At 56.5% G+C, this 18,200-nt stretch carries 18 protein-coding genes; 7 read left to right on the forward strand and 11 right to left on the reverse strand.

Going from position 1 to position 18,200, the window contains the following annotated elements:
- Positions 1-316 precede the first annotated feature (316 nt).
- Positions 317-1,021 (forward strand): ATP-binding protein, encoded by a 705-nt coding sequence (locus CIW50_RS27675; protein ID WP_149534373.1) that lies wholly within the window; start codon positions 317-319, stop codon positions 1,019-1,021.
- 49 nt (positions 1,022-1,070) lie between these two features.
- Here the strand turns inward: CIW50_RS27675 and CIW50_RS27680 are convergent, their stop codons facing one another.
- The 3 genes from CIW50_RS27680 to CIW50_RS27690 form a co-directional block, all read right to left on the reverse strand.
- Positions 1,071-1,415, reverse strand: coding sequence for a hypothetical protein (locus tag CIW50_RS27680; protein ID WP_149534374.1), 345 nt, complete (start codon positions 1,413-1,415; stop codon positions 1,071-1,073).
- Between the two features lie 248 nt (positions 1,416-1,663).
- Positions 1,664-2,593, reverse strand: coding sequence for an NmrA family NAD(P)-binding protein (locus CIW50_RS27685; RefSeq protein WP_149534375.1), 930 nt, complete (start codon positions 2,591-2,593; stop codon positions 1,664-1,666).
- A 145-nt stretch (positions 2,594-2,738) separates the two neighbouring features.
- Positions 2,739-3,611, reverse strand: coding sequence for an alpha/beta fold hydrolase (locus tag CIW50_RS27690; protein ID WP_149534376.1), 873 nt, complete (start codon positions 3,609-3,611; stop codon positions 2,739-2,741).
- 384 nt (positions 3,612-3,995) lie between these two features.
- Between CIW50_RS27690 and CIW50_RS27695 the strand changes: the two genes are divergently transcribed.
- Entirely contained in the window at positions 3,996-4,946 is a 951-nt protein-coding gene (locus tag CIW50_RS27695) for a GlxA family transcriptional regulator (protein WP_149534377.1), read from the forward strand.
- 19 nt (positions 4,947-4,965) lie between these two features.
- Here the strand turns inward: CIW50_RS27695 and CIW50_RS27700 are convergent, their stop codons facing one another.
- The 6 genes from CIW50_RS27700 to CIW50_RS27725 all read right to left on the reverse strand — a co-directional run bounded on the left by CIW50_RS27700 (position 4,966) and on the right by CIW50_RS27725 (position 10,248).
- A complete protein-coding gene (locus CIW50_RS27700) occupies positions 4,966-6,516 on the reverse strand; it encodes an MFS transporter (protein ID WP_349636761.1) in 1,551 nt (516 codons plus the stop codon).
- Complete coding sequence (locus CIW50_RS27705; RefSeq protein ID WP_149534379.1) at positions 6,517-7,065, reverse strand: carbonic anhydrase; 549 nt, start codon at positions 7,063-7,065, stop codon at positions 6,517-6,519.
- Positions 7,066-7,107: 42 nt separating this feature from the next.
- Positions 7,108-7,956 carry an alpha/beta fold hydrolase gene (locus CIW50_RS27710; RefSeq protein WP_172980490.1) on the reverse strand — a complete coding sequence of 283 codons (849 nt, stop codon included), beginning with the start codon at positions 7,954-7,956 and terminating at the stop codon, positions 7,108-7,110.
- Between the two features lie 237 nt (positions 7,957-8,193).
- Complete coding sequence (locus CIW50_RS27715; RefSeq protein WP_246664490.1) at positions 8,194-8,625, reverse strand: hypothetical protein; 432 nt, start codon at positions 8,623-8,625, stop codon at positions 8,194-8,196.
- On the reverse strand, positions 8,622-9,491 hold the full coding sequence (locus CIW50_RS27720) for an alpha/beta fold hydrolase (RefSeq protein ID WP_172980491.1): 870 nt from the start codon (positions 9,489-9,491) through the stop codon (positions 8,622-8,624). The genes CIW50_RS27715 and CIW50_RS27720 overlap by 4 nt, the downstream gene beginning before the upstream one ends.
- 238 nt (positions 9,492-9,729) lie before the next feature.
- A complete protein-coding gene (locus tag CIW50_RS27725) occupies positions 9,730-10,248 on the reverse strand; it encodes a MarR family winged helix-turn-helix transcriptional regulator (RefSeq protein ID WP_149534382.1) in 519 nt (172 codons plus the stop codon).
- Positions 10,249-10,604: 356 nt separating this feature from the next.
- Between CIW50_RS27725 and CIW50_RS27735 the strand changes: the two genes are divergently transcribed.
- Positions 10,605-11,195: a TetR/AcrR family transcriptional regulator C-terminal domain-containing protein gene (locus CIW50_RS27735; protein WP_149534384.1), complete on the forward strand. Its 591-nt coding sequence runs from the start codon at positions 10,605-10,607 to the stop codon at positions 11,193-11,195.
- Positions 11,196-11,306: 111 nt separating this feature from the next.
- Here CIW50_RS27735 and CIW50_RS27740 read toward each other — a convergent pair whose 3' ends face one another.
- On the reverse strand, positions 11,307-12,854 hold the full coding sequence (locus CIW50_RS27740) for a porin (RefSeq protein ID WP_149534385.1): 1,548 nt from the start codon (positions 12,852-12,854) through the stop codon (positions 11,307-11,309).
- Between the two features lie 411 nt (positions 12,855-13,265).
- Here CIW50_RS27740 and CIW50_RS27745 point away from each other — a divergent pair, with 411 nt between their 5' ends.
- Positions 13,266-13,796 (forward strand): MarR family winged helix-turn-helix transcriptional regulator, encoded by a 531-nt coding sequence (locus CIW50_RS27745; RefSeq protein ID WP_172980492.1) that lies wholly within the window; start codon positions 13,266-13,268, stop codon positions 13,794-13,796.
- Positions 13,797-13,970: 174 nt separating this feature from the next.
- The gene (locus CIW50_RS27750) at positions 13,971-14,537 is read left to right on the forward strand and encodes a TetR/AcrR family transcriptional regulator (RefSeq protein WP_149534387.1); all 567 of its coding nucleotides are present in this window, start codon (positions 13,971-13,973) and stop codon (positions 14,535-14,537) included.
- Positions 14,538-14,570: 33 nt separating this feature from the next.
- Here the strand turns inward: CIW50_RS27750 and CIW50_RS27755 are convergent, their stop codons facing one another.
- Positions 14,571-15,230: a TetR/AcrR family transcriptional regulator gene (locus CIW50_RS27755; RefSeq protein WP_349636762.1), complete on the reverse strand. Its 660-nt coding sequence runs from the start codon at positions 15,228-15,230 to the stop codon at positions 14,571-14,573.
- A 130-nt stretch (positions 15,231-15,360) separates the two neighbouring features.
- Between CIW50_RS27755 and CIW50_RS27760 the strand changes: the two genes are divergently transcribed.
- Together CIW50_RS27760 and CIW50_RS27765 are read left to right on the forward strand one after the other, a co-directional pair.
- Positions 15,361-16,536, forward strand: a complete 1,176-nt coding sequence (locus CIW50_RS27760; RefSeq protein ID WP_246664491.1) for an HlyD family secretion protein — start codon at positions 15,361-15,363, stop codon at positions 16,534-16,536.
- 133 nt (positions 16,537-16,669) lie between these two features.
- Positions 16,670-18,199, forward strand: a complete 1,530-nt coding sequence (locus CIW50_RS27765) for a DHA2 family efflux MFS transporter permease subunit (protein ID WP_172980495.1) — start codon at positions 16,670-16,672, stop codon at positions 18,197-18,199.
- Position 18,200: the final 1 nt, after the last annotated feature.

An 18,200-nucleotide genomic window follows, 5' to 3' on the forward strand; every position in this document is an offset into this window, starting at 1 on the left:
TATAATGTTCGTCAAAGGATTGATAGTCGATAAAGAGGCCTAGGTCGTAGCTGGTATGGTGAAACTGTTTGGATGCTGTGTCGAGCGCCGAAGCACGGACGAGAACGTCAGCTTTTTTGTTCAATCCGGGTCGAAGAGCTTGCACTGGGCGTTCCATGGCCGGGCCGGCGAATGCGACGCCACCAGGGACGGGGAAAGTGGGCTCATTTCGATATCCAAGGCTCCCATTTGATGACGCTGTTCTTCGCGAAGGATTACGGGCAACGCCCCTGAGCGCGCTCAACCCTTCGTCCGTTCATGCGGAGACGTACGTGTCATGGTCATAAAGTACAAGCCGGGGTGCGGCGAAGACGCATTGCTCAAAACGGCCGCGCTAAAGCATGATTACAACAACTCGATCCAGAGCATCATCAGCATGCTCGAACTCCTGCAGCAAAGAGTAAATGGCGGCATTGACGGCGGCGTGGATGACCTCATTGAAGCCGGGCATCGCGCGTTGGACCGAGTCGGCGAGCAGGCCAGGGGATTAGCCCAAAACGGGCAAAGTCGCTCCCCTCCTCTAGTTCATCTAAACCGATGTATTTCTGGCCTTAACTCTCAGCTTGCGTCCCTGCTGGGGTCCTGCATCGAACTGAGCATGTCGATCTCAGAGGAAGATCTCTGGATCTCCGCTGATCTGCATCGATTGGAAAGCGCTATAATAAATCTAGTTCTGAATGCACGGGACGCCATGCCCAACGGCGGAAAGCTGATCATTCAGACGGGACTGGTGCAAGACGGGAAACGCCAGTGTTCATCGTATGCCAGCCTTAGGATTATTGATAACGGTTGCGGGATGGCTGCGGCGATCCTCGCGCGAGCGCTCGACTTCTCCTATACAACGAAGCACAGCCAAGCCGGGCGCGGCTTGGGGCTATGGTCGGTAAGAGACTTTGTGAGCGACTTGCAGGGAGAGATAGTGCTGCGTAGCATCGTGAACGAGGGTACATCAGCGGAGCTCTTGCTGCCGCTTCAAGAGTAGCCCCCATTGTGAAGAGTGGAGCTCTCGCGCCTGGTTCACCGGCGCTCGGTCACAGCAATAGCTTTAACGGTGTAAGTGGTCCCATGGGGATAAGCTGAAATTCCATCATACCCGCCCTTCCCAACGGAAGTTTCGTCAACAGCGCCCGCGCCGTTTCTAAATCAGACATATTCAGGATGAAAACCACGCCGGCGGCGTTAGTTTGGGAGAACCACTGCTCGATATAACCCTCGAGATGGAGGCGAACGGTTTCGCGTATCTCAAGCGGCATCGTTGAAGCCCGTGCAGCTCCGTCGCCCCGGCTGGTAACGGTCCCGATAGCCAGGATCTTCGTGGTGGAGATAGCCGAAGTCCGCGCGGTGCCGGTGCGATTCAAGTCGTCTGTTGCGGCCATATCTGATCTCGCGAGTTATAGAACACGAAGTGTACCGACCAAGAGTATGACCGAGTCCGTTACCCGGCAACTATACGCGTGTATTGAGTAATCACCTCTGGCGACCTGAGCGCAAGCTCTATGGAGGTCGTGGCGACTGGGGGCGGAGTGCGGTCAAACAGAGGCGCCGCTCGTCTAAGTGCCCGCAATCAGTCGACTCGGGCGACGATCTCGCCGGTAGGGCTCGCGCTCCGTCAGAGGGGCCCCGGTTAGGACGAAGGAAGCGGGGCCGCGAACGCAGCGGCGTTTCGCTTTACGAATTCTTTCACTGACATCGGGGAAATGCCAGTTAGACGTTCAACGTCGTCGCTATGGCGATCGTACCGATTGTCCTGATGCAGCTGAGCCATCGTCGCTACGTGCGAAATCACATGTGGCGGCATGCCGAAGGTCGTGAGCTGCTGCTTCATGGCTTCGAGAGGCACGTCTACAAACGAAATTGTGCGGCCGAGCGCTTCAGAGAATTCACGCGCGACCGCTTTCATGTCCTGCGAAACCGGGCCCGTGAGATGATAAGTCTTTCCGATATGCGCCGCCGGATCGCTCAGTATGGCAGCAATGGTACGTGCCACGTCCACTGCGGCGATAGCGGAGTTCTTTCCGGTACCGAACGGTGCCATGATCTTATCCTGCAGCGAAACCGTTTTCGTGCTCTGCAAGAAAAGACCTTCCATAAAGGCCGTCGGCCTTACCTCTACAACCGGCAAACCCGACCAGGTGAGGATCTGCTCAGCGAGCCAATGTTGTTTCTGTTGTGGGCTCGCTGTTGTATTGAAGATATCCATCTCTTTCACTGTCATTTGAGACAGATTGACGAATGCCTTCACTTGGTGGTGTTTGGCAACCACAGCTACGTTAGTGGCAGCTTCGAGATAACTTGGCGAAACCGCCATTGTGAAGCAGATCCGCTCGCAGCCCTCCATGGCACGGTGTACAGCCATGAGGTCGAGCAGATCACCAACGACTACTTCGGCGCCAAGATCCCGTAAGCTGGCAGCACGATCGTCGTCGACCCGAACGTGAGCCCGAACTTTAAATCCTCCCCTCAAGAGTAAATCCGTGACCGTTCGTCCGACGGAGCCAATGCGCCCAGCCGCGCCGGTTACCAAGATCGGAAGATCATATGCGTGCGTGTTCATAGTTTCACCGTTTTAGATTCTAACTGAAGACGCGTTCATTTTGCGCCAGAAAAACCTTCCGAGCGCACAATCACCTTGTTGGTTGTGTCGTCCGCGCCACCTTGACCCGTTCATTGCGCTTGCCGATTAGAGCGTCGTGCCTTTATCACGCAAGCATAAGTCTCGCGGTCTCCTCCGGCATGTCCAACTGAAGCCAATGGCCAGCCGGTAGGAAATTTAAACTTGCGTGACTGATGTAACCGGCGAGCTCACGAGCAACGCCGCTAGTCAGGTATGGATCATGATCCCCCCATATGACCTTCACCGGGACATTTATCGTGGAGAGCGACCCTAAGCGTGCCGTATTTGCAGCAACCTCTGGCAGAAGCAGAGCAGTCATCTGCGCAAAGGCGTCTGAGGAGTTGCGGACACCGGAGAAGTTCTCGTTGATGACCGGGGCGACCGTTGTCTGAAAGCGGGTCCGCAAGTGTTCTGGTAGGGCATCCGAGAACTTCTTTTGCTGAAACTCGAGGAGCCAGCGCATCTGGGCTTGATCATGCAGTAACGCGGAGCTGAGGGCCTTTAGGCTATCAGTGGCAAACAGCATAATGAGCTCGGGAACACGAATGCTGGGGCCTGCCGCATAGAGGCAATTGAGCAGAGTGATGGCGGAGACGCGTGCGGGATGAGCGAGCGCATAGTTAAGTGCTGCTGGGCCGGACGCATCGTGCGCGACTGGAACGAATGAATCGAGCTGAAGTCCGTCCGCAACGGCTTCAAGATCGGCAAGCTGCTGAGCGAAACTGTAGACAGCGCCAGTTGGGCGGTCTGAATCGCCATAGCCCAGAAAGTCGAATGCGATAACTCTCCGTCCGGCGTCTACGAGGTACGGGATCAGGCTATCGTAAACGCGCTGGTTATCTGGGAAACCATGCATTACCACCATCGCGTCACCCTTTCCGGCATAATCTCTGACGTAGAGACGTCCTTGCGCAGTTGGGATTCGGTGCTCAGAAAAAGACGGCAGACTGATAGCCATGAGTCCTCCTTCGCGGCCGGAGACCGCTTGCTTAACGAACAGGGCAAATAGGCAGGGAAGTTACGCACTGCCGTGTCGGGCGGACCAGTATCTTGAAGTATAATCGGCGGGGCAAAGAGTGACTAAAGAGGTGGCGGGTGTGGCCGGGAGGCTCACGGTTAGCAAGGTCGCTCTTGACGGGCTAGGTCATTGTTGCAACCAATCCGGCCACGGCGCTAAACGGATGCGAGCGATGATGTTGGCGCATGAGATCAGGCCGCCTCCCCTTGAACGAGGTGGATTTAAGCGCATATTCGGCGAAACGTATGCCTCTGAACGCCGGTGTCTAGGCCTTGGCGTCTAACTCTACCGCGGTCGCGGCCGCCAGTCATAATAGGTGATAATATGCATCGGGTCGGCTTTGTGGTGCCTCCCAACTTCCAATTGATGAGCCTCGCGGCCATGACGGCGTTCGAGGTGGCAAATTTGCCATCGCCGAAGCCGCATTACCGCGTCACTGTGCTGTCTGAGAAGGGTGGCCCTGTGCGATCGTCAGGCGGGTTCAGCGTAAACACCACAAAACTCGCTGATCAGCGCTTCGATACAATGATTTTGGGATCTATCACGTCTCTGGAGCCGCCTGTTCCGTCCCAGCGCCTGATCAAACGCATCCAGCGGGCGTCGGAAAGCGCGAGGCGCTCCGCCTCGATCTGCACCGGAGCGTTCTATCTCGCGGAAGCGGGTATTCTCGATGGGCGACGGGCAACAACGCATTGGTTTCACGCCGCGAGCTTTAGGACGCGATTTCCGCGCATTAGAATGGAGCAAGAGCGGATCTATATCAACGATGGCCCTGTTTGGACGTCGGCTGGAATGTCCGCGGGTATAGACATGGTACTCGCCATGATCGAGAACGACTTGGGTACTCAGCACGCTAAAGAAGTCGCCAAGATCCTCGTTATAAACGAGCGGCGGCGGGGCGGTCGAAAGCAGCAGTCGGTTTTACTCGAGATGGTGGCAAAGACTGAGCGAATTGACGAGGTAATCGCATATATTCGCCAAAACCTAAAAAAAGACCTGTCTGTCGACGAACTTGCCGAGGTTGCCAACCTTAGTCCCCGCCAATTCCGCCGCGTATTTGCGATGGAGATCGGTCAGACGCCGGCAAAAGTCGTTGAGACGCTGAGAATGGAAGCGGCTCAGTTTATGATTGAGGAAGGGCAACATCCGGTCAATGCAGTTGCGCGCGAGGTTGGCTTCGGAGATCCAGAACGCATGCGCCGCGCGTTTCGCCGCAACTTCGCGTCTTCACCTCGTGCGCTGCGGAAGAAGGCTAAAGTTGAGGTGCGTGCCTAGCAGCATGCTCGCTCGGAGCCTATTCGTATTCTGGGATGACTTCCGGAATACGGGAATCTTGTACCGTCGGCGTCACTAAAACCCAGCTACCAAGGGCGCCACCTGCAGCGACGAGGCCGGCGGCAGCGAAGAGCATCTGGTATCCTGCAGTGAAGCTTCCCAGCACGACATTCGCAGGAAGGCCGTACGATCGGCCTGCGACGGTAAGATAACCAGAAGCAATAGCCTCACTCGCCAATTTTAGGCTCGCCTGGTCGACAAGCGTCGACTGCGAAAGCTCACTGGCGATGCGCTGATACAAAATGGCTCCGAGGCCTGCGAAGCCGATTACAACGCCAGCAAATCGGACTGTGCCCCCGACGCCCGCGGCCATTCCAGCTCGATTGGGCGGAATAACGCTTAAGCCAACTCTGGCTGTTTCGCCATTCAAGATGCCTGCGCCCGTTCCTGCGACAGCCATTCCCACCATTATCATAGGGACATTGAAGCTGGGAGCCAGGCAAGCCAACGTAAGCAATCCAACGCTCACCATGACCAGACCAACTGTCAGTAACGTGCGACCAGATACCCAGTGGGAAAAATGTCTGGCCACGATCCGAGGGACAACGAAGAGCGGCATTGCCAAAGGGAGCATTAACAAACCGGCCGATATCGGCGAGGCGCCCATCCCGCCCTGAAAGTACAAAGGGATATACGTGAGCATTGTTAGCAGCGATGCTGCATACGCAAGACCTGCAATGTTTGCGCCGATATATATAGGCTGGCGAAAAAAACGAAGATCCAGCATAGGGCGTCGTTGCTTGGCCTCGACGACAACAAAGGATACGAAGAAAGCTAGCGAAGCCGCAAGAGAGCCTATCAACAGACCGTCCGTCCATCCGCGGTGATTGCCGGATATGAGCACAAATGTCAGCATGAACAAGGCAAGTGCGAGCGTCGTGGATCCGGCAATATCGATCGTCGCACTGTCCGGGTCACGAGACTCATCAACCGCGTAGATACTCAAACCGATCATTAAAACGCCAACGGGCACGTTCACGTAGAATGCCCACTCCCAACCTAGCGTTTGGGTTATGACGCCGCCGGCCAAAGGCCCGAGGGTCATTGCGATGCCTATGACTGATCCCCAAAACGCGAACGCCGGCGCTCGGCTTGCTCCTTGGAATTCCTTGGAAAGAAGCGCCAGCGCGGCGCTAAGCAGCAATGCCGCCCCAACGCCTTGAGCTGCGCGGGCGGCGTTAAGAATCGTAACGTTTGGGGACGCGCCACATAGTAATGACGCCAGGGTGAAAAGGGAGAGACCGATTATGAGTACTCGCTTGCGGCCGAAGCGATCCGCAAGCGCACCCGCCGGCATTATCAGCGCGGCGAATGTCAGCGTATAAGCGCTAATCACCCACTCGATGGACGCAAAGTCGGCATTCAGCGTTTGGACGATGGACGGAAGGGAGACGGCAACAATATTGCCGTCGAGGTTGATCATGAATGACGGTACCGAAACGCATAGTAGCAGCAGAAACGTTCTGTCGCGGCCCTCCCCCGTCATTCGAACAGACCGGCGCCAGTGCATCTACGTCGCGGCTTCTTCGCGCAGACGGGACGGCGGCACCACAGTAGAAATCGTGCCGTTAGCCACGTCATAGACAACTCCTGAGATCATGAAGCCTGCGGGCAGTACGGGATTTGCCTTAAGCGCAGCAACGTCCAACTGGACGGCCTCGTAGGGGTCTGTCACAGCCATCTTATCGAGCTGCGCGTTTGTGACGTCTAGATGCTTTGCGAGGAGCTCCGGCGCATGTTTATAGCATGGAATGATGCCGCAGTCGGTATGATGAAGAACGATGAGATTCCATCCCTCCCCTATCGGTTTACCTGCGCCGTTTGCTACGGTTTGCAAGATCATTAGGGTCTCGAGCAAGGCTCGATTGATGCGCCCGCCCACATTCCGGACAACGACAGCTTCCCCGGGCTTTAGCTCGAAGATGTCGGCCGGATCCACACGACCGTCGACGCAACCAATGATTACAGTCCGCATTGACGGTAGCATCTTCAGATCGTTTGCGAAGCCGTTCGAAGCAAAGTGCGTATTACGCTCTGATAGGGTTTCCAGAAATTCCAACGTCATTCTCCTTCAGGGTTTCTTGGGCAGACCGCTGCTGCGTTATCTCGCAGCGCTTAGCATCGCTCGTGCAACGACCTCAGGGGCGTCTATCTGCGGCCAATGGTTCGCTTCGAGTCCGGTAAGCACCGCCTTCGGAAAATGAGCGGCGATGTCATCGGCGACCGCTTTGTTGAGGTACGGATCCTGAGTGCCCCAGACAAGATGAACCGGCGACGTGAACTGCCTCAACGAAGCAGTGCGCCGACTATTGAACGCCAGATTCGAGCGCGCGTCAGCGGCCATACTCAGAAACGCGGGCACAGAACTTGGCGGTTTTGCGAAGTTATCGTTGATGATCGGCTGGAGAACAGAGTCGAAACGGGCACGCAGGGCAGCAGGAGCGCCCTCCAGGAAGCGGCTCTGCTGAAATTGCAGCAACCATGCCGCTTGCTTAGGATCAGTCATTAAAGCGCGGGACAACGCCGTCAGCTGCGGATTGGCGCATAGCTCGATAAACTCAGGGAAGCGGAGCACCGGCGAGCTTGCGTAATAGCAGTTCAGAAGAACAAGCGACGACACGCGGCTGGCGTGATCGAGTGCGAAGTTGATCGCGGCCGGACCGCCGGCGTCGTGAGCGACTGGAACTACCGTTTCGAGTCCAAGGTCGGCAACCACTGCTTTCAAGTCGGTGAGTTGCTGCTCAAAGCTATATGCGTAGCCAGCCGGCTTGTCCGAGGAGCCGAAGCCGAGGAAGTCGAAGGCAATAGCCCGTCTGCCTGCTGCCGATAACAACGAGCCGAGAGTGCTATAAATCTGACAGTTGTCGGGGAAGCCGTGCACCATCACAAACGGAATTCCGTCGCCCGGATAATCCCGGACGTACAAACGATGCCCATCGGGACGCGACACATATCGTTCCCGAAACCCCAATGCATTATCGTGAGGCGCATCTGCCGCCGTTCCGGTAGCCGCCGTCAGGCGAACCGGTGCGGTTGCATATGCGAGGGCCGCGGCACCAGCCAATCCGCTCTGCAAGAATTTTCGGCGGGAACTTTGTCGGTGGACAATCATACAGAAGCCTCCACTCCCGAGCATCGTTCTCGGGCGTCTATTCCAACCTGCCGTTCAAGGACCGGTCGCGAGCCACTATTGTTTTTGGGAGGGCGTCAATAATGCCCCAAGCGGCTGAAGCGGACCGAGCGGGGTGAGTTCGAACGTCATCATCCCAGCTTGTCCGAGCGGCAGAGGATCAAGAACCGCCTTAGCAGCGTCTACGGTCGTTACATTCAGCAGAAACACGACGCCTGTCTGATCGGGCTTGGCATACCAATCAGAAATCTTACCGTCCAGGTAGAGCTTGAGGGTTGCTGGTACTTCCCGCGCAAGGATGGCCGGCAATGCTGCCGCGGTTGCCTTTGACGTTAACGTGCCGATCGCCAGTACCCGGGTGACCGGCCGCTGAGACATATCTGGCGCCTTGGCCGCCGTCTGGGCGATGCTGGGAGGGGCGAACACGAGAGCCATCAAGCCGGCGTACACGAGAACGGCCTGGGCGCGTTTAATCGGAGTTTGCGTCATGCCAACATCTCCTTTGCCACGAGGGCTGGCGCATCTGCTTGGAGCCAATGGCCAGCCTGGATCGGGTGAAACGATGCGTGTTTGAAATGGGACGCACGATTGCGGCCCACTTGGGTTGTCATATATGGATCGAACTCGCCCCAGATGACCTTGACCGGGACGTCCAGGCGCTTCAACTCCGGTAGGCGCTTCGTGTTGCGGGCGAGCTCTGCGAAAAAATGGGACGCCAGCTGCATGAAGGCTGGACCGCTGCTTGGTTGTTGAGTGAAATTGTCAGCGATAAGCTGCCCGACGCCTTGATTAAACCGATCTCGCTGCTCGGCGGGTTGTGGATCGCTGAACCTGCTTTTTTGCCAGCCCAGAAGCCAGCCTAACTGTTCTGGGCTCTGCGCAAACGATCCCGCTAAGGCGGCCAGACTCTCGCTTGCAAAAAGCGTGACCATTTCAGGCCACAAAATCGGAAAGTTGTCGTCGTAGCCGGAATTGAGGATCATCAATTCAGCGATCAGATCTGGATGTGCCAGCGCGTAATTTATCGCGGTGGGGCCGGACGAATCGTGCGCAACAGGCACAAACTTTCCCAGATCAAGCTGGCTTACCACAGCATCCAGGTCACCGAGCTGGTTTTCAAATGTGTAAATTCCGTTGGCGGGCTTCGCCGACCGACCAAATCCCAGGAAATCAAAGGTCACTACACGGCGACCGCTGGCGACCAACTCCGGTACTAGCGCATCATAGATCCCGAGATTGTCTGGAAATCCGTGCATAAGGACGAATGCTGGTCCAGCGCCGCCGTAGTCGCGCGCGTACACGTTGCCCTGTGTGCGGGCTATCTGGTGCTCCCTGTAGGCAACGGCCTTGGTCATGGCGAACCTCTCGTCTGCAGTTTGCTCGAGCTCACGAGCTTGGGCAGAGCTTAAATCCGCGAAACCAACAACAAAACTATACGTGCGTATCGAACCGGAGATCAGGTGCCTCGCAAGACCGATGTGTGAACGCACATGGACGGAGGATCGTCCAGCATTGCACGTGGCAGTTGCGATACCTGAATTCGCAGGCCATTGGCGTTCCGCTAGCCTCGTTCCAGGCCCCTCGCGCATGAATCTACGGCTTTGAAATGGAAAGGCCTACGATGTCACTCACAGCGACCAATCGGGAGGCCCGCTCACATTTTGATTTCACGTCACCGACTAGGTGCATGAAGCCCTCAAGAGTATGGCTGTCAAAGTCGGCAAACAACACCGCCTGCACGGCTTCGCGGCTGTCGGCCAGGCGGACGAATTGCGTCCGAGCGAGCTCTGTCAGTGACATAAGAATGATCCGCCCATCCGACGCTGACTGCTTTCGCAGAACAAGCCCCCTGCCCTCAAGTATTTTCGACTGCGTCGTGATGAAGGATGGGTCCACAAACATCTTTGATGAGACGTCCTTCACCGGTACGCCGCCGCCAACATCGGTGTCGTGTAAAGCAGCGAGTATCATCCACTGCGGCACACTGACGCCCACGAGCGATGCCCAATGCTGTCGGATCTGATCCAAGTGCGCTTGTATCGTAGCAATATCCCAGCTGAACTGGCGTACTACGCGAGCCTCGACCCGGGCGGCGATATCGATCTTAGTCAATGTCAACCCCTGTTACACGCGAGCAGTCGTTGCTGACACCAACCCGGCGATCGCGTCATGAGGAAATCCTTCGCTGTTATCCGTGTTATAAACGATACCCACCTATAATGACACAAAAAACGCAATAATCAGTACGGTAATAATGATTACGGGGTGGGGTGCATGAGTGCGATGGCCTTGCGAAACATCGCGGCGATGCGTAGCTCTTGCCATCGACATGCCCGGCGACATTACTTAATTGTCTGCCGGCGGACGGCATGGTGGGCGCAGTAGCGGCGCAACGTATTGGAGGAGGCTGTTGCGTGAGTAACAATGCCCGCGGACAAACCAGATCTACGTCTAAGAAAGCGAAAGCGATGCAAAACACGCTCACGATACTGCTGGCGACGGCGCGTAGAGTGTACATCGAGAATGGTTTCCGCGGCCTTTCTGTCGAATCGGTCGGCATGCGAGCTGGTGTGCCGCTCAACGAAGCACTTGCACTCACCCCGTCCCCCCTCGCCCTCTTCCGTCGGTCGGTCTCCGTCAAGCTTGAGCGATTTCTCGACGCGGCAGCGATCGCTGTGGGCGGAAGAGACATCCAGGCGACGCTGGAGATAATGCTCTTTGAGTGTGGTCGCCTCGCCTACGACAGTGATTTGCGGAACATTGGTGCGCGAGCGGTGGCCGAGCAGGAACAGTATCCGGAGGTGGCGAGCGGATTCTATGAGGAATCTATCGACCGACTGCCAATCGCCCTGGACCTGTGGCTGTCTCATTTAAGGCGCAGCGACTTAATCGCGCTGGAGGATCCGAAATCGGCCGCATGGATGCTCGTCGGGATGATGACAGCCGAGCTGAGGCTCGTGGCCGCTGGTGGCCTGCAAGCAGAGATCGCTAACGACGATTCCATGCTGCGAGCGAGGCAATGCGCATCGTTGTTTCTGCGAGGCTGCTTGAAAAAGTAGCGGGAGAGTGCGCGGTCGGCGTGGGGCCTGGTAGATGAGAGAAGCCTCCGGCGGGGCACCGCCGGAGGCTCTTGGAGGTCTAACGAACGATGGTCTCCTTTGCTCTTGGCCTCAGAAGCTGCGAAGGATCTGAATCGATCCAGAGTAGATATTCTGGTCGGTCAACTGGTAGGTTTGGTAGCTGGCGGGAGTGCCAGCAGTACCGGCCTTGCCTGCGACTGCGCCTGTATATGTGCCGTTCAGGTTCTGATCGAGGCGGGTGTACATGAACTCGGCGGCGAGGGTGAGATCCTTAACGGGAGTCCAAGCGGTGCGGGTTCCGATCTGCGCGACGCCAAAGCTAAAGTCGCCAGTAGCGTTGAGCACACCTGCGTTGACGCCCGAGCTGCCGTTGCCGTTTACGCCGAGACGCCCACCAGCGCCAAACGCGGCAAACAGAGCGGCATTCGCATCCGAATTATACTTGACGTGGCTATACGAGCCAAAGAGCGAAGTGCGCCAGTTCGGATTCCAGTAATGTTCGAAATAGGCGCTGACATTCCACGCGTCGGACTTCTGGATCTGTCCGCCCGGAGAAAAGACGCCGTCGAGAACGTAGCCGAATGCGAGGCTCTGTCCGCTGAACTTAGCGAAACGGCCGCCGCCCGCGGTGTCATAGGTGCCGCCAAAGATGTACTTGGCTGCGCCATTTGCGAAGCTGCCTTCAACTTTGAGAGAGTCACCCGCGCCTGTCGGCAGGGTCTTGAGCTCAAATGCGCCACTGACGGCGTAGCCCCAAGTGTCATCCGGATGCCCGGTAGTTTCGTTGGAGCCGTAATAGCCAGTCTGAATATTGTGACCGGCCGCAGAGAAATGCAGCGAGCCCCAGGCTTGGTCCCAACGAACATTGCCGACGATTTCGGGAATGTGGTCGCCTCCGGAGGAGTTTCCAAGGAACGTATTTGTGCCATTGACACCGGCGAACGTGGTGCCGAGGTATGTTGATTGTCCGGGCGCAATTAAGAAATTCGCGGTGTTGTACACGCCAGCATTGCGATACGGAGTGCCGTCTTCCAGAGCGACGGTTGCTGATACGCCGTTACCGAACTCTTTCGTATAAGCTGCCTGCGCGATGCCGGTCGCGTCAAAGGAGCCAGAAAGGAACCCGGTTGTCCCAATCAAGGGCTTGCTAAGGACCCACTGGGAATCAAACTGGGATACCGCTTTACCGAACGTGAAGCCTGCAAACTGCAGGAACGCATAGTCCACCTCGGCGAAGCCGCCTGAGATGTTCTCACGACCCTGGGCGAAGTCGAACAACACGGCCGAAAACGTCCGGACAACGCCGTATTCGGTAGCCGTGCGGGTATCAACGTTGAGCCCGAAGCGTTCACGTGTCTGAAAATAGTTTTTCGTGTTCAGTTCGGAGGAGCCGGCCCCTGACTGATAATAAGGAAGATTGTAGGTGCCGGCATTGAATGAAGTCGCTACGCGGATCTGGCCGCCGATCTTCACGCATGTGTCGGTCCCTGGGATGTAGTAAAAGCCAGCCCCATAGAGCGAGCACACTTTAACGTACTCAACTGCCTTTGCTTTCACGGGCAAGTCGGCCGCCTGCGCCGAGTGGGCGAGCGCGAGGGTCGTTGCTCCCAAAAGCAACGCGCGTTTCACGTTCTTCATTCCGATATCTCCAAGCTCTGTTGCCTATTGGTCACCAACGGGATGAGCGCCCGATGGACCGCTGTGAGTTCGTCTGACCGGCACAATGAACAGCCGGCCGGCCAGGCGAGGCGACTTGGAAAGCCCCAGCCGCAATTCTCGAATACAGCACTCAGATCGCGAATAAAAGAAGCGAACTAAGTTCAGTATTGGGATTTGCGAATATGTGATATCTTGGCAACACGGCGCCTGAGCAGCTTTCGATTACGGCGTCGTCATCATGACGTTGATGCTCAAATAATGTAGGCTTTCCAATATGCTGCGGGACTGGGGACCACAGTGCGTCTGGAATGAAGTCAGAGATTTCCTCGCATCAGCTCGGAATTTTGTTCGATAAAAGGATCTTCAATGCCTGCAGCGAGTAAGAGAGACATGAAGAACGCGGCAAAATCCGGAGCCCCTCTAGCAAGCACCCCGCGATCAAGAGCAGGCAGCCAGAATAGCTATGCAGTGTGCCAGCAGATCGTTTGGGACTTGGTCTCGATCAGCAATCATCTCGAAGAGATGCGCCGATGCTGGGCGAGATTATTCGGGATCAGCGGCCCGCAGTGGCTCATTCTCATGGCAATCTCAGAGCTAGATCAAGGGGCAGGCGTATCGGTCGTCGAGGTCTCTGGAAAGGTGCACGCTGTGCCTACCTTCGTGACCAAAAACACTAAGATTCTCGAGCGAATGGGTTTCCTGCGACGCGTAGGTTCGCCGACCGATGCCCGTGTCGTCCTGATGTCGTTATCGGATGAAGCACGCAAGAAGCTGACGGAGATGTCCGAGCGTTGGGACGCACTTCATGAGTTTATGTTCTCGGACTTTGACGCGTCCGCATGGCGAGACGTAAAGCTCAAGTTGGAACTGTTGAAGAAGCGGAGCAAGATCGCGACGCAGAGGATTAATGAAGATCTGTAATGGCGACCGTTTCTCGGTCCGCTACAGGCGTCTAAACCGCGGATGCGCTTACGGAGGTCCCGTGCCGCGGATAGTGCGTTGGGATCGGATTGCACGCTGTTATAGAGGCTGCTATTGATGTCGGGCGTAATGTTTAGCCCCTCGCCGCCCCTTCGTATGACCGTGGGAAATAAATTGAAGGTTAGTAAGGAAAAAGCTGCTCAACACCATGAAGCTATCATCTCAGCCGGATCCAGGATGATTCGTGAGCGGGGTTTCGATGGCGTGGGCGTGGCCGAGATAATGAGCGAAGCCGGCCTTACACAGGGGGCGTTTTACGGTCATTTCGCTTCAAAGGACGCCCTTTGTGTTGAGGCGTGTCGGACAGCTTTCGAGGCTCGTGCCAAGCAATGGGACAAAACTCCCTCATTGTCCAAGTACGTCGATCTATACCTATCGGTGTCTCATCGAGACAATCCCGGACGAGGATGCCCTATCGCGTCATTGGCGGCACATATAAGCGGACAAAGTCCAAGCATCCGGAAGCAATTTAGCGCCGGAGTTTTTGCGTTCACAGAACGGATTGCAAAAGCGTTGCCATTCGAGGGTAGCACTAACATCAAAAGACGACATGCTGCCGCGATTCTCTCGGTGATGGTTGGCAGCCTGGTGCTAGCTCGGGCTACAAAGGGCGATCGGCAATTATCGAACCGTATTCTGGCCGAGGCCCGCGCTTCGATCTCTTTGAACTATGGCTTGTAGCCCGAGGACATCGCCGATGGTAGTCTCGACGAACTAGGGTCCGGCGTGGGCATCCCTTGCGCACCCGCGGAGAAAGAGAGCGGCGCAAGTGCGGGCCCGTTTGTCGAACGTTTTGCGGGAAGGCAGTGGCTCTCCGCCGAAGATCGCTGCGCGTTGTGGCGCTGACACTAACATGCCCATAAGCATGCCAGCGGCCTCGTCGGCACTTTCGACTTCAACTAAACCGCGATCCTGCTGAATTTGCAGCCAACCGGACAGCGCCGCTGCCGTGCGTTGCATGCCGTTACGGTAAAACGCGCCCGCGATATCTGAAAATTGACCGGCTTCTTGGAGCACCATGCGTTGCATGGCCACGACCTCTGGATCCAATGCTAGGCCCCCACACGTCATGAGGACGGCATGCAACGCGTCTTCGATGTCGTTGTGTTCGGCGACCCTCAGCTGGACGTCAAACAGAAGGCGATCCAACCGATCTGATACGGTACCTTCAAACAGTGCAGCTTTGCTCGGAACCAGCCGATAAAGGGTCTTCGTTGAAACGCCAGCGCGCCGCGCCACCATTCCCATGCTGGCGGCCGCGAACCCGGCCTCAGCAAAAACGTGCCGGGCAGCTTCGAAGATAAGTGCGCGCGTCTCTTCATCCGGCCGAAGCTGCGGTCGCCCTCGGTCGCGACGATCTTGGGAGGGGTCCATCGGAGCCATGCCTTTAGATGATGCCTGTCATTCCATTGACAGTTTGAGTATGGGGCCTAATTTGGAAAATATCAAGTTTCCTAAATCGCCTCTCGGCCCTTATGAGAGCGAGCGTCAACAGGAGCGTATAATGAATATCCAATCCCCCTCTCTCCCCGTGGGGAGTCCGCTTTCTCCGGCGACCACGCGGGGCGCCCTCCCGGGCACTGGTGCGGCAGAAGCCGCAGCAGGAAAAGGAACTGAGCAGCGTCAGGGCACTATCCGCAGGATTATGCTGGCGGGTGCGGCGCTCGCTGTGGTCGGGGGAATTTCGCTTTATGGCTGGGATTACTGGACCACTGGACGTTTTTTAATTTCGACAGACGATGCATACGTGAAATCGGACAACACGACGGTGTCCCCCAAGGTCTCAGGTTACCTGAGTGAGGTGTTTGTCGGCGATAACGAACACGTAAAACTTGGTCAATTGCTGGCCCGGATCGACGATCGCGACTTTAAGGTCGCTGTGGACCAAGCAGCTGCCGATATGGTGGGTGCGCGGGCGGCGATCGCTGCCAAGCAAGCGCAGCTTGACGTTCAGGAAGCGGTGATCAACGCGGCTCAAGCGACGCTCGACGTAGATCGGGCAACGCTGACCTTCGCGGCGCAGGACAGCAAGCGGTACAGCGATCTCGCCACGACTGGGTCTGGTAGCCTGCAGAATGCCCAGCAGGCTCAGTCACGCATCGCGAGCGCACAAGCCGTCATGGCACGGGACGCCGCCAACCTCGTTTCAGCCGAAAAGCAGGTAGACCTGCTCAGAGCCGAAATAGCGCAGGCCAATGCCACCCACGCGCGCGCAGTAGCTTCGCACGAACAGGCGCTGCTCAATCTAAGCTACACGTCCATTGTTGCGCCTGTCGATGGCACGGTCGGCAATAGATCGCTGCGATCCGGCCAATATGTTCAGGCCGGGACGCAACTAATGTCCGTGGTCCCGCTACACGGAGCTTATGTCGTAGCAAACTACAAGGAAACGCAGCTCACAGAGGTCCGAAAGGGGCAGACAGTCTCCCTCGAGGTAGACATGTTTCCTGGCCAGACTGTGCATGGTCATGTTGACAGCATTGCGCCTGCAAGCGGCCAGGAGTTCGCACTGCTCCCGCCGGATAATGCCACGGGCAACTTCACGAAAGTCGTTCAGCGGATACCGGTAAAAATCACATTGGACGACGGCAATAGTTCGCTTATCCAGCTGCGTCCGGGCATGTCCGTGATCCCCACAATCGAGACCCATACCGCATTCCCTACCATTCCGTCACGCTAAACAAGCTCAAGCAACGAGGCTCAGGGAGTGACGTGCCATGTCTAGCCAAGGACGTTTCGCCGCGACGAACTTAGGAGTCGCCTCCGGCGACAGCTCCCAAAATACTGCAAGTGGTCGATTTGACCGGGCCAGTATGTCCACGTGGATATCCGTGCTTGCGGCCATGATAGGCTCATTCATGGCAATCCTGAACATACAGATTACCAACGCGTCACTTCTTAACATCGAAGGCGGAATTGGCACTGGCGTCGATAACGGTTCGTGGATATCCACCTCGTATCTGATCGGTGAGATCATCGTAATTCCTCTCACCGACTACCTCAGTCGCGTTTTTTCCTTCCGACTCTATATGCTAGCCAGCGCAGTAGCGTTTGCAATCTTCTCGGTTGCGTGCGCCTTTACGCATGATTTGGCGTCCATGATTGCGATGCGCGGTCTCCAGGGTTTCGCCGGCGGCGTACTCATCCCGATGGCGTTCACGCTGGTATTGACTAAGTTGCCCAAAGCGCAGCAGCCCATCGGGCTCGCGATCTTCGCACTGTCTGTGACATTTGCTCCAGCAATCGGACCGACCATCGGAGGATATCTTACCGAGACCTATGGCTGGCAGACGATCTTCTTCGTAAACGTACTTCCGACCATCGTCATGGTCACGGCATTGGCGCTCACGTTAGAAAAGACGCCGATGCGGCTCGGTCTTCTGAAGGAGGGCGACTGGGGCGGCATTGTTACCATGGCGATAGGCCTGTCAGCTCTGCAGACTATCCTTGAAGAAGGCAATAAGGACGACTGGTTCGCATCGCAATTCATTCTGCGGTTGGCCGGAGTGGCCTTGATCAGCTTAGCGACCTTCGTGTGGATAGAGCTCACGGTCGAAAAGCCGCTGATTCGCCTGCGTTTGTTGATGGGGCGAAACTTTGGTGTCGGCACCATCGCGATGACCCTGCTCGGCTTTGCGCTATTCGGCTCCGTTTACATACTCCCGGCTTATCTTGGCCAAGCGCAGGGTTATAACGCCGAACAAATTGGCTCAGTAATGGCGTGGACAGGCCTTCCACAGCTGATTCTCATTCCCTTAGTTCCGCAGCTAATGAAGCGCTTCGATACTCGATACATCGCCGTCATAGGTCTAATGATCTTCGCCTATAGCTGTTTTATGAATACCGCAATGTCGCCCGATTATGCAGGTGACCAGCTGTGGATTCCGAATATCGTGCGCGCGATAGGTCAGGCGATGGTATTAACCCCCCTCACATCCGTGACGACCGGAGATATCGCTCCAGAGGATGTCGCCGCCGCGTCCGGCATTAGCAACATGCTGCGTAATCTCGGCGGTGCGATTGGCACAGCGGTCCTGGCGACCGTAATCACGAAACGGGAGCAATTCCATTCTAACATCATAGGCCAATCCGTCACGCTGGGTCGCGAGGAAGTTCACAGCCGAGTAAGTCAGTTGACTGAGTACTTTATCGCCCACGGCGTCCCAGATCCAAGCGCGGCCCGCGCCCAGTCTCTAATTGCCCTGGGCAAAGCTGTGAAACACCAGGCTCTTGTTATGGCATTTAGCGACACCTTCGCTGTGCTCGGTTTTGTCCTCGCTCTCGCAGCAGCGGCAGTGATGCTGACGCGCAAGGTGACGAGTCGCGGAGCCCCGGCGCACTAAG

The sequence above is a fragment of the Tardiphaga sp. P9-11 genome (assembly GCF_008329525.1).
In the GTDB taxonomy this organism is placed as follows: Bacteria; Pseudomonadota; Alphaproteobacteria; order Rhizobiales; family Xanthobacteraceae; genus Tardiphaga.

What these genes read in the sequence shown, in the direction of transcription:
- CIW50_RS27675 (WP_149534373.1), top strand. Translation starts at nt 317, where the DNA reads ATGGTCATAAAGTACAAGCCGGGGTGCGGCGAAGACGCATTGCTCAAA.
- CIW50_RS27680 (WP_149534374.1), bottom strand. Translation starts at nt 1,415, where the DNA reads ATGGCCGCAACAGACGACTTGAATCGCACCGGCACCGCGCGGACTTCG.
- CIW50_RS27685 (WP_149534375.1), bottom strand. Translation starts at nt 2,593, where the DNA reads ATGAACACGCACGCATATGATCTTCCGATCTTGGTAACCGGCGCGGCT.
- CIW50_RS27690 (WP_149534376.1), bottom strand. Translation starts at nt 3,611, where the DNA reads ATGGCTATCAGTCTGCCGTCTTTTTCTGAGCACCGAATCCCAACTGCG.
- CIW50_RS27695 (WP_149534377.1), top strand. Translation starts at nt 3,996, where the DNA reads ATGCATCGGGTCGGCTTTGTGGTGCCTCCCAACTTCCAATTGATGAGC.
- CIW50_RS27700 (WP_349636761.1), bottom strand. Translation starts at nt 6,516, where the DNA reads ATGCACTGGCGCCGGTCTGTTCGAATGACGGGGGAGGGCCGCGACAGA.
- CIW50_RS27715 (WP_246664490.1), bottom strand. Translation starts at nt 8,625, where the DNA reads ATGACGCAAACTCCGATTAAACGCGCCCAGGCCGTTCTCGTGTACGCC.
- CIW50_RS27720 (WP_172980491.1), bottom strand. Translation starts at nt 9,491, where the DNA reads ATGACCAAGGCCGTTGCCTACAGGGAGCACCAGATAGCCCGCACACAG.
- CIW50_RS27735 (WP_149534384.1), top strand. Translation starts at nt 10,605, where the DNA reads ATGCAAAACACGCTCACGATACTGCTGGCGACGGCGCGTAGAGTGTAC.
- CIW50_RS27740 (WP_149534385.1), bottom strand. Translation starts at nt 12,854, where the DNA reads ATGAAGAACGTGAAACGCGCGTTGCTTTTGGGAGCAACGACCCTCGCG.
- CIW50_RS27745 (WP_172980492.1), top strand. Translation starts at nt 13,266, where the DNA reads ATGAAGAACGCGGCAAAATCCGGAGCCCCTCTAGCAAGCACCCCGCGA.
- CIW50_RS27755 (WP_349636762.1), bottom strand. Translation starts at nt 15,230, where the DNA reads ATGGACCCCTCCCAAGATCGTCGCGACCGAGGGCGACCGCAGCTTCGG.
- CIW50_RS27760 (WP_246664491.1), top strand. Translation starts at nt 15,361, where the DNA reads ATGAATATCCAATCCCCCTCTCTCCCCGTGGGGAGTCCGCTTTCTCCG.
- CIW50_RS27765 (WP_172980495.1), top strand. Translation starts at nt 16,670, where the DNA reads ATGTCCACGTGGATATCCGTGCTTGCGGCCATGATAGGCTCATTCATG.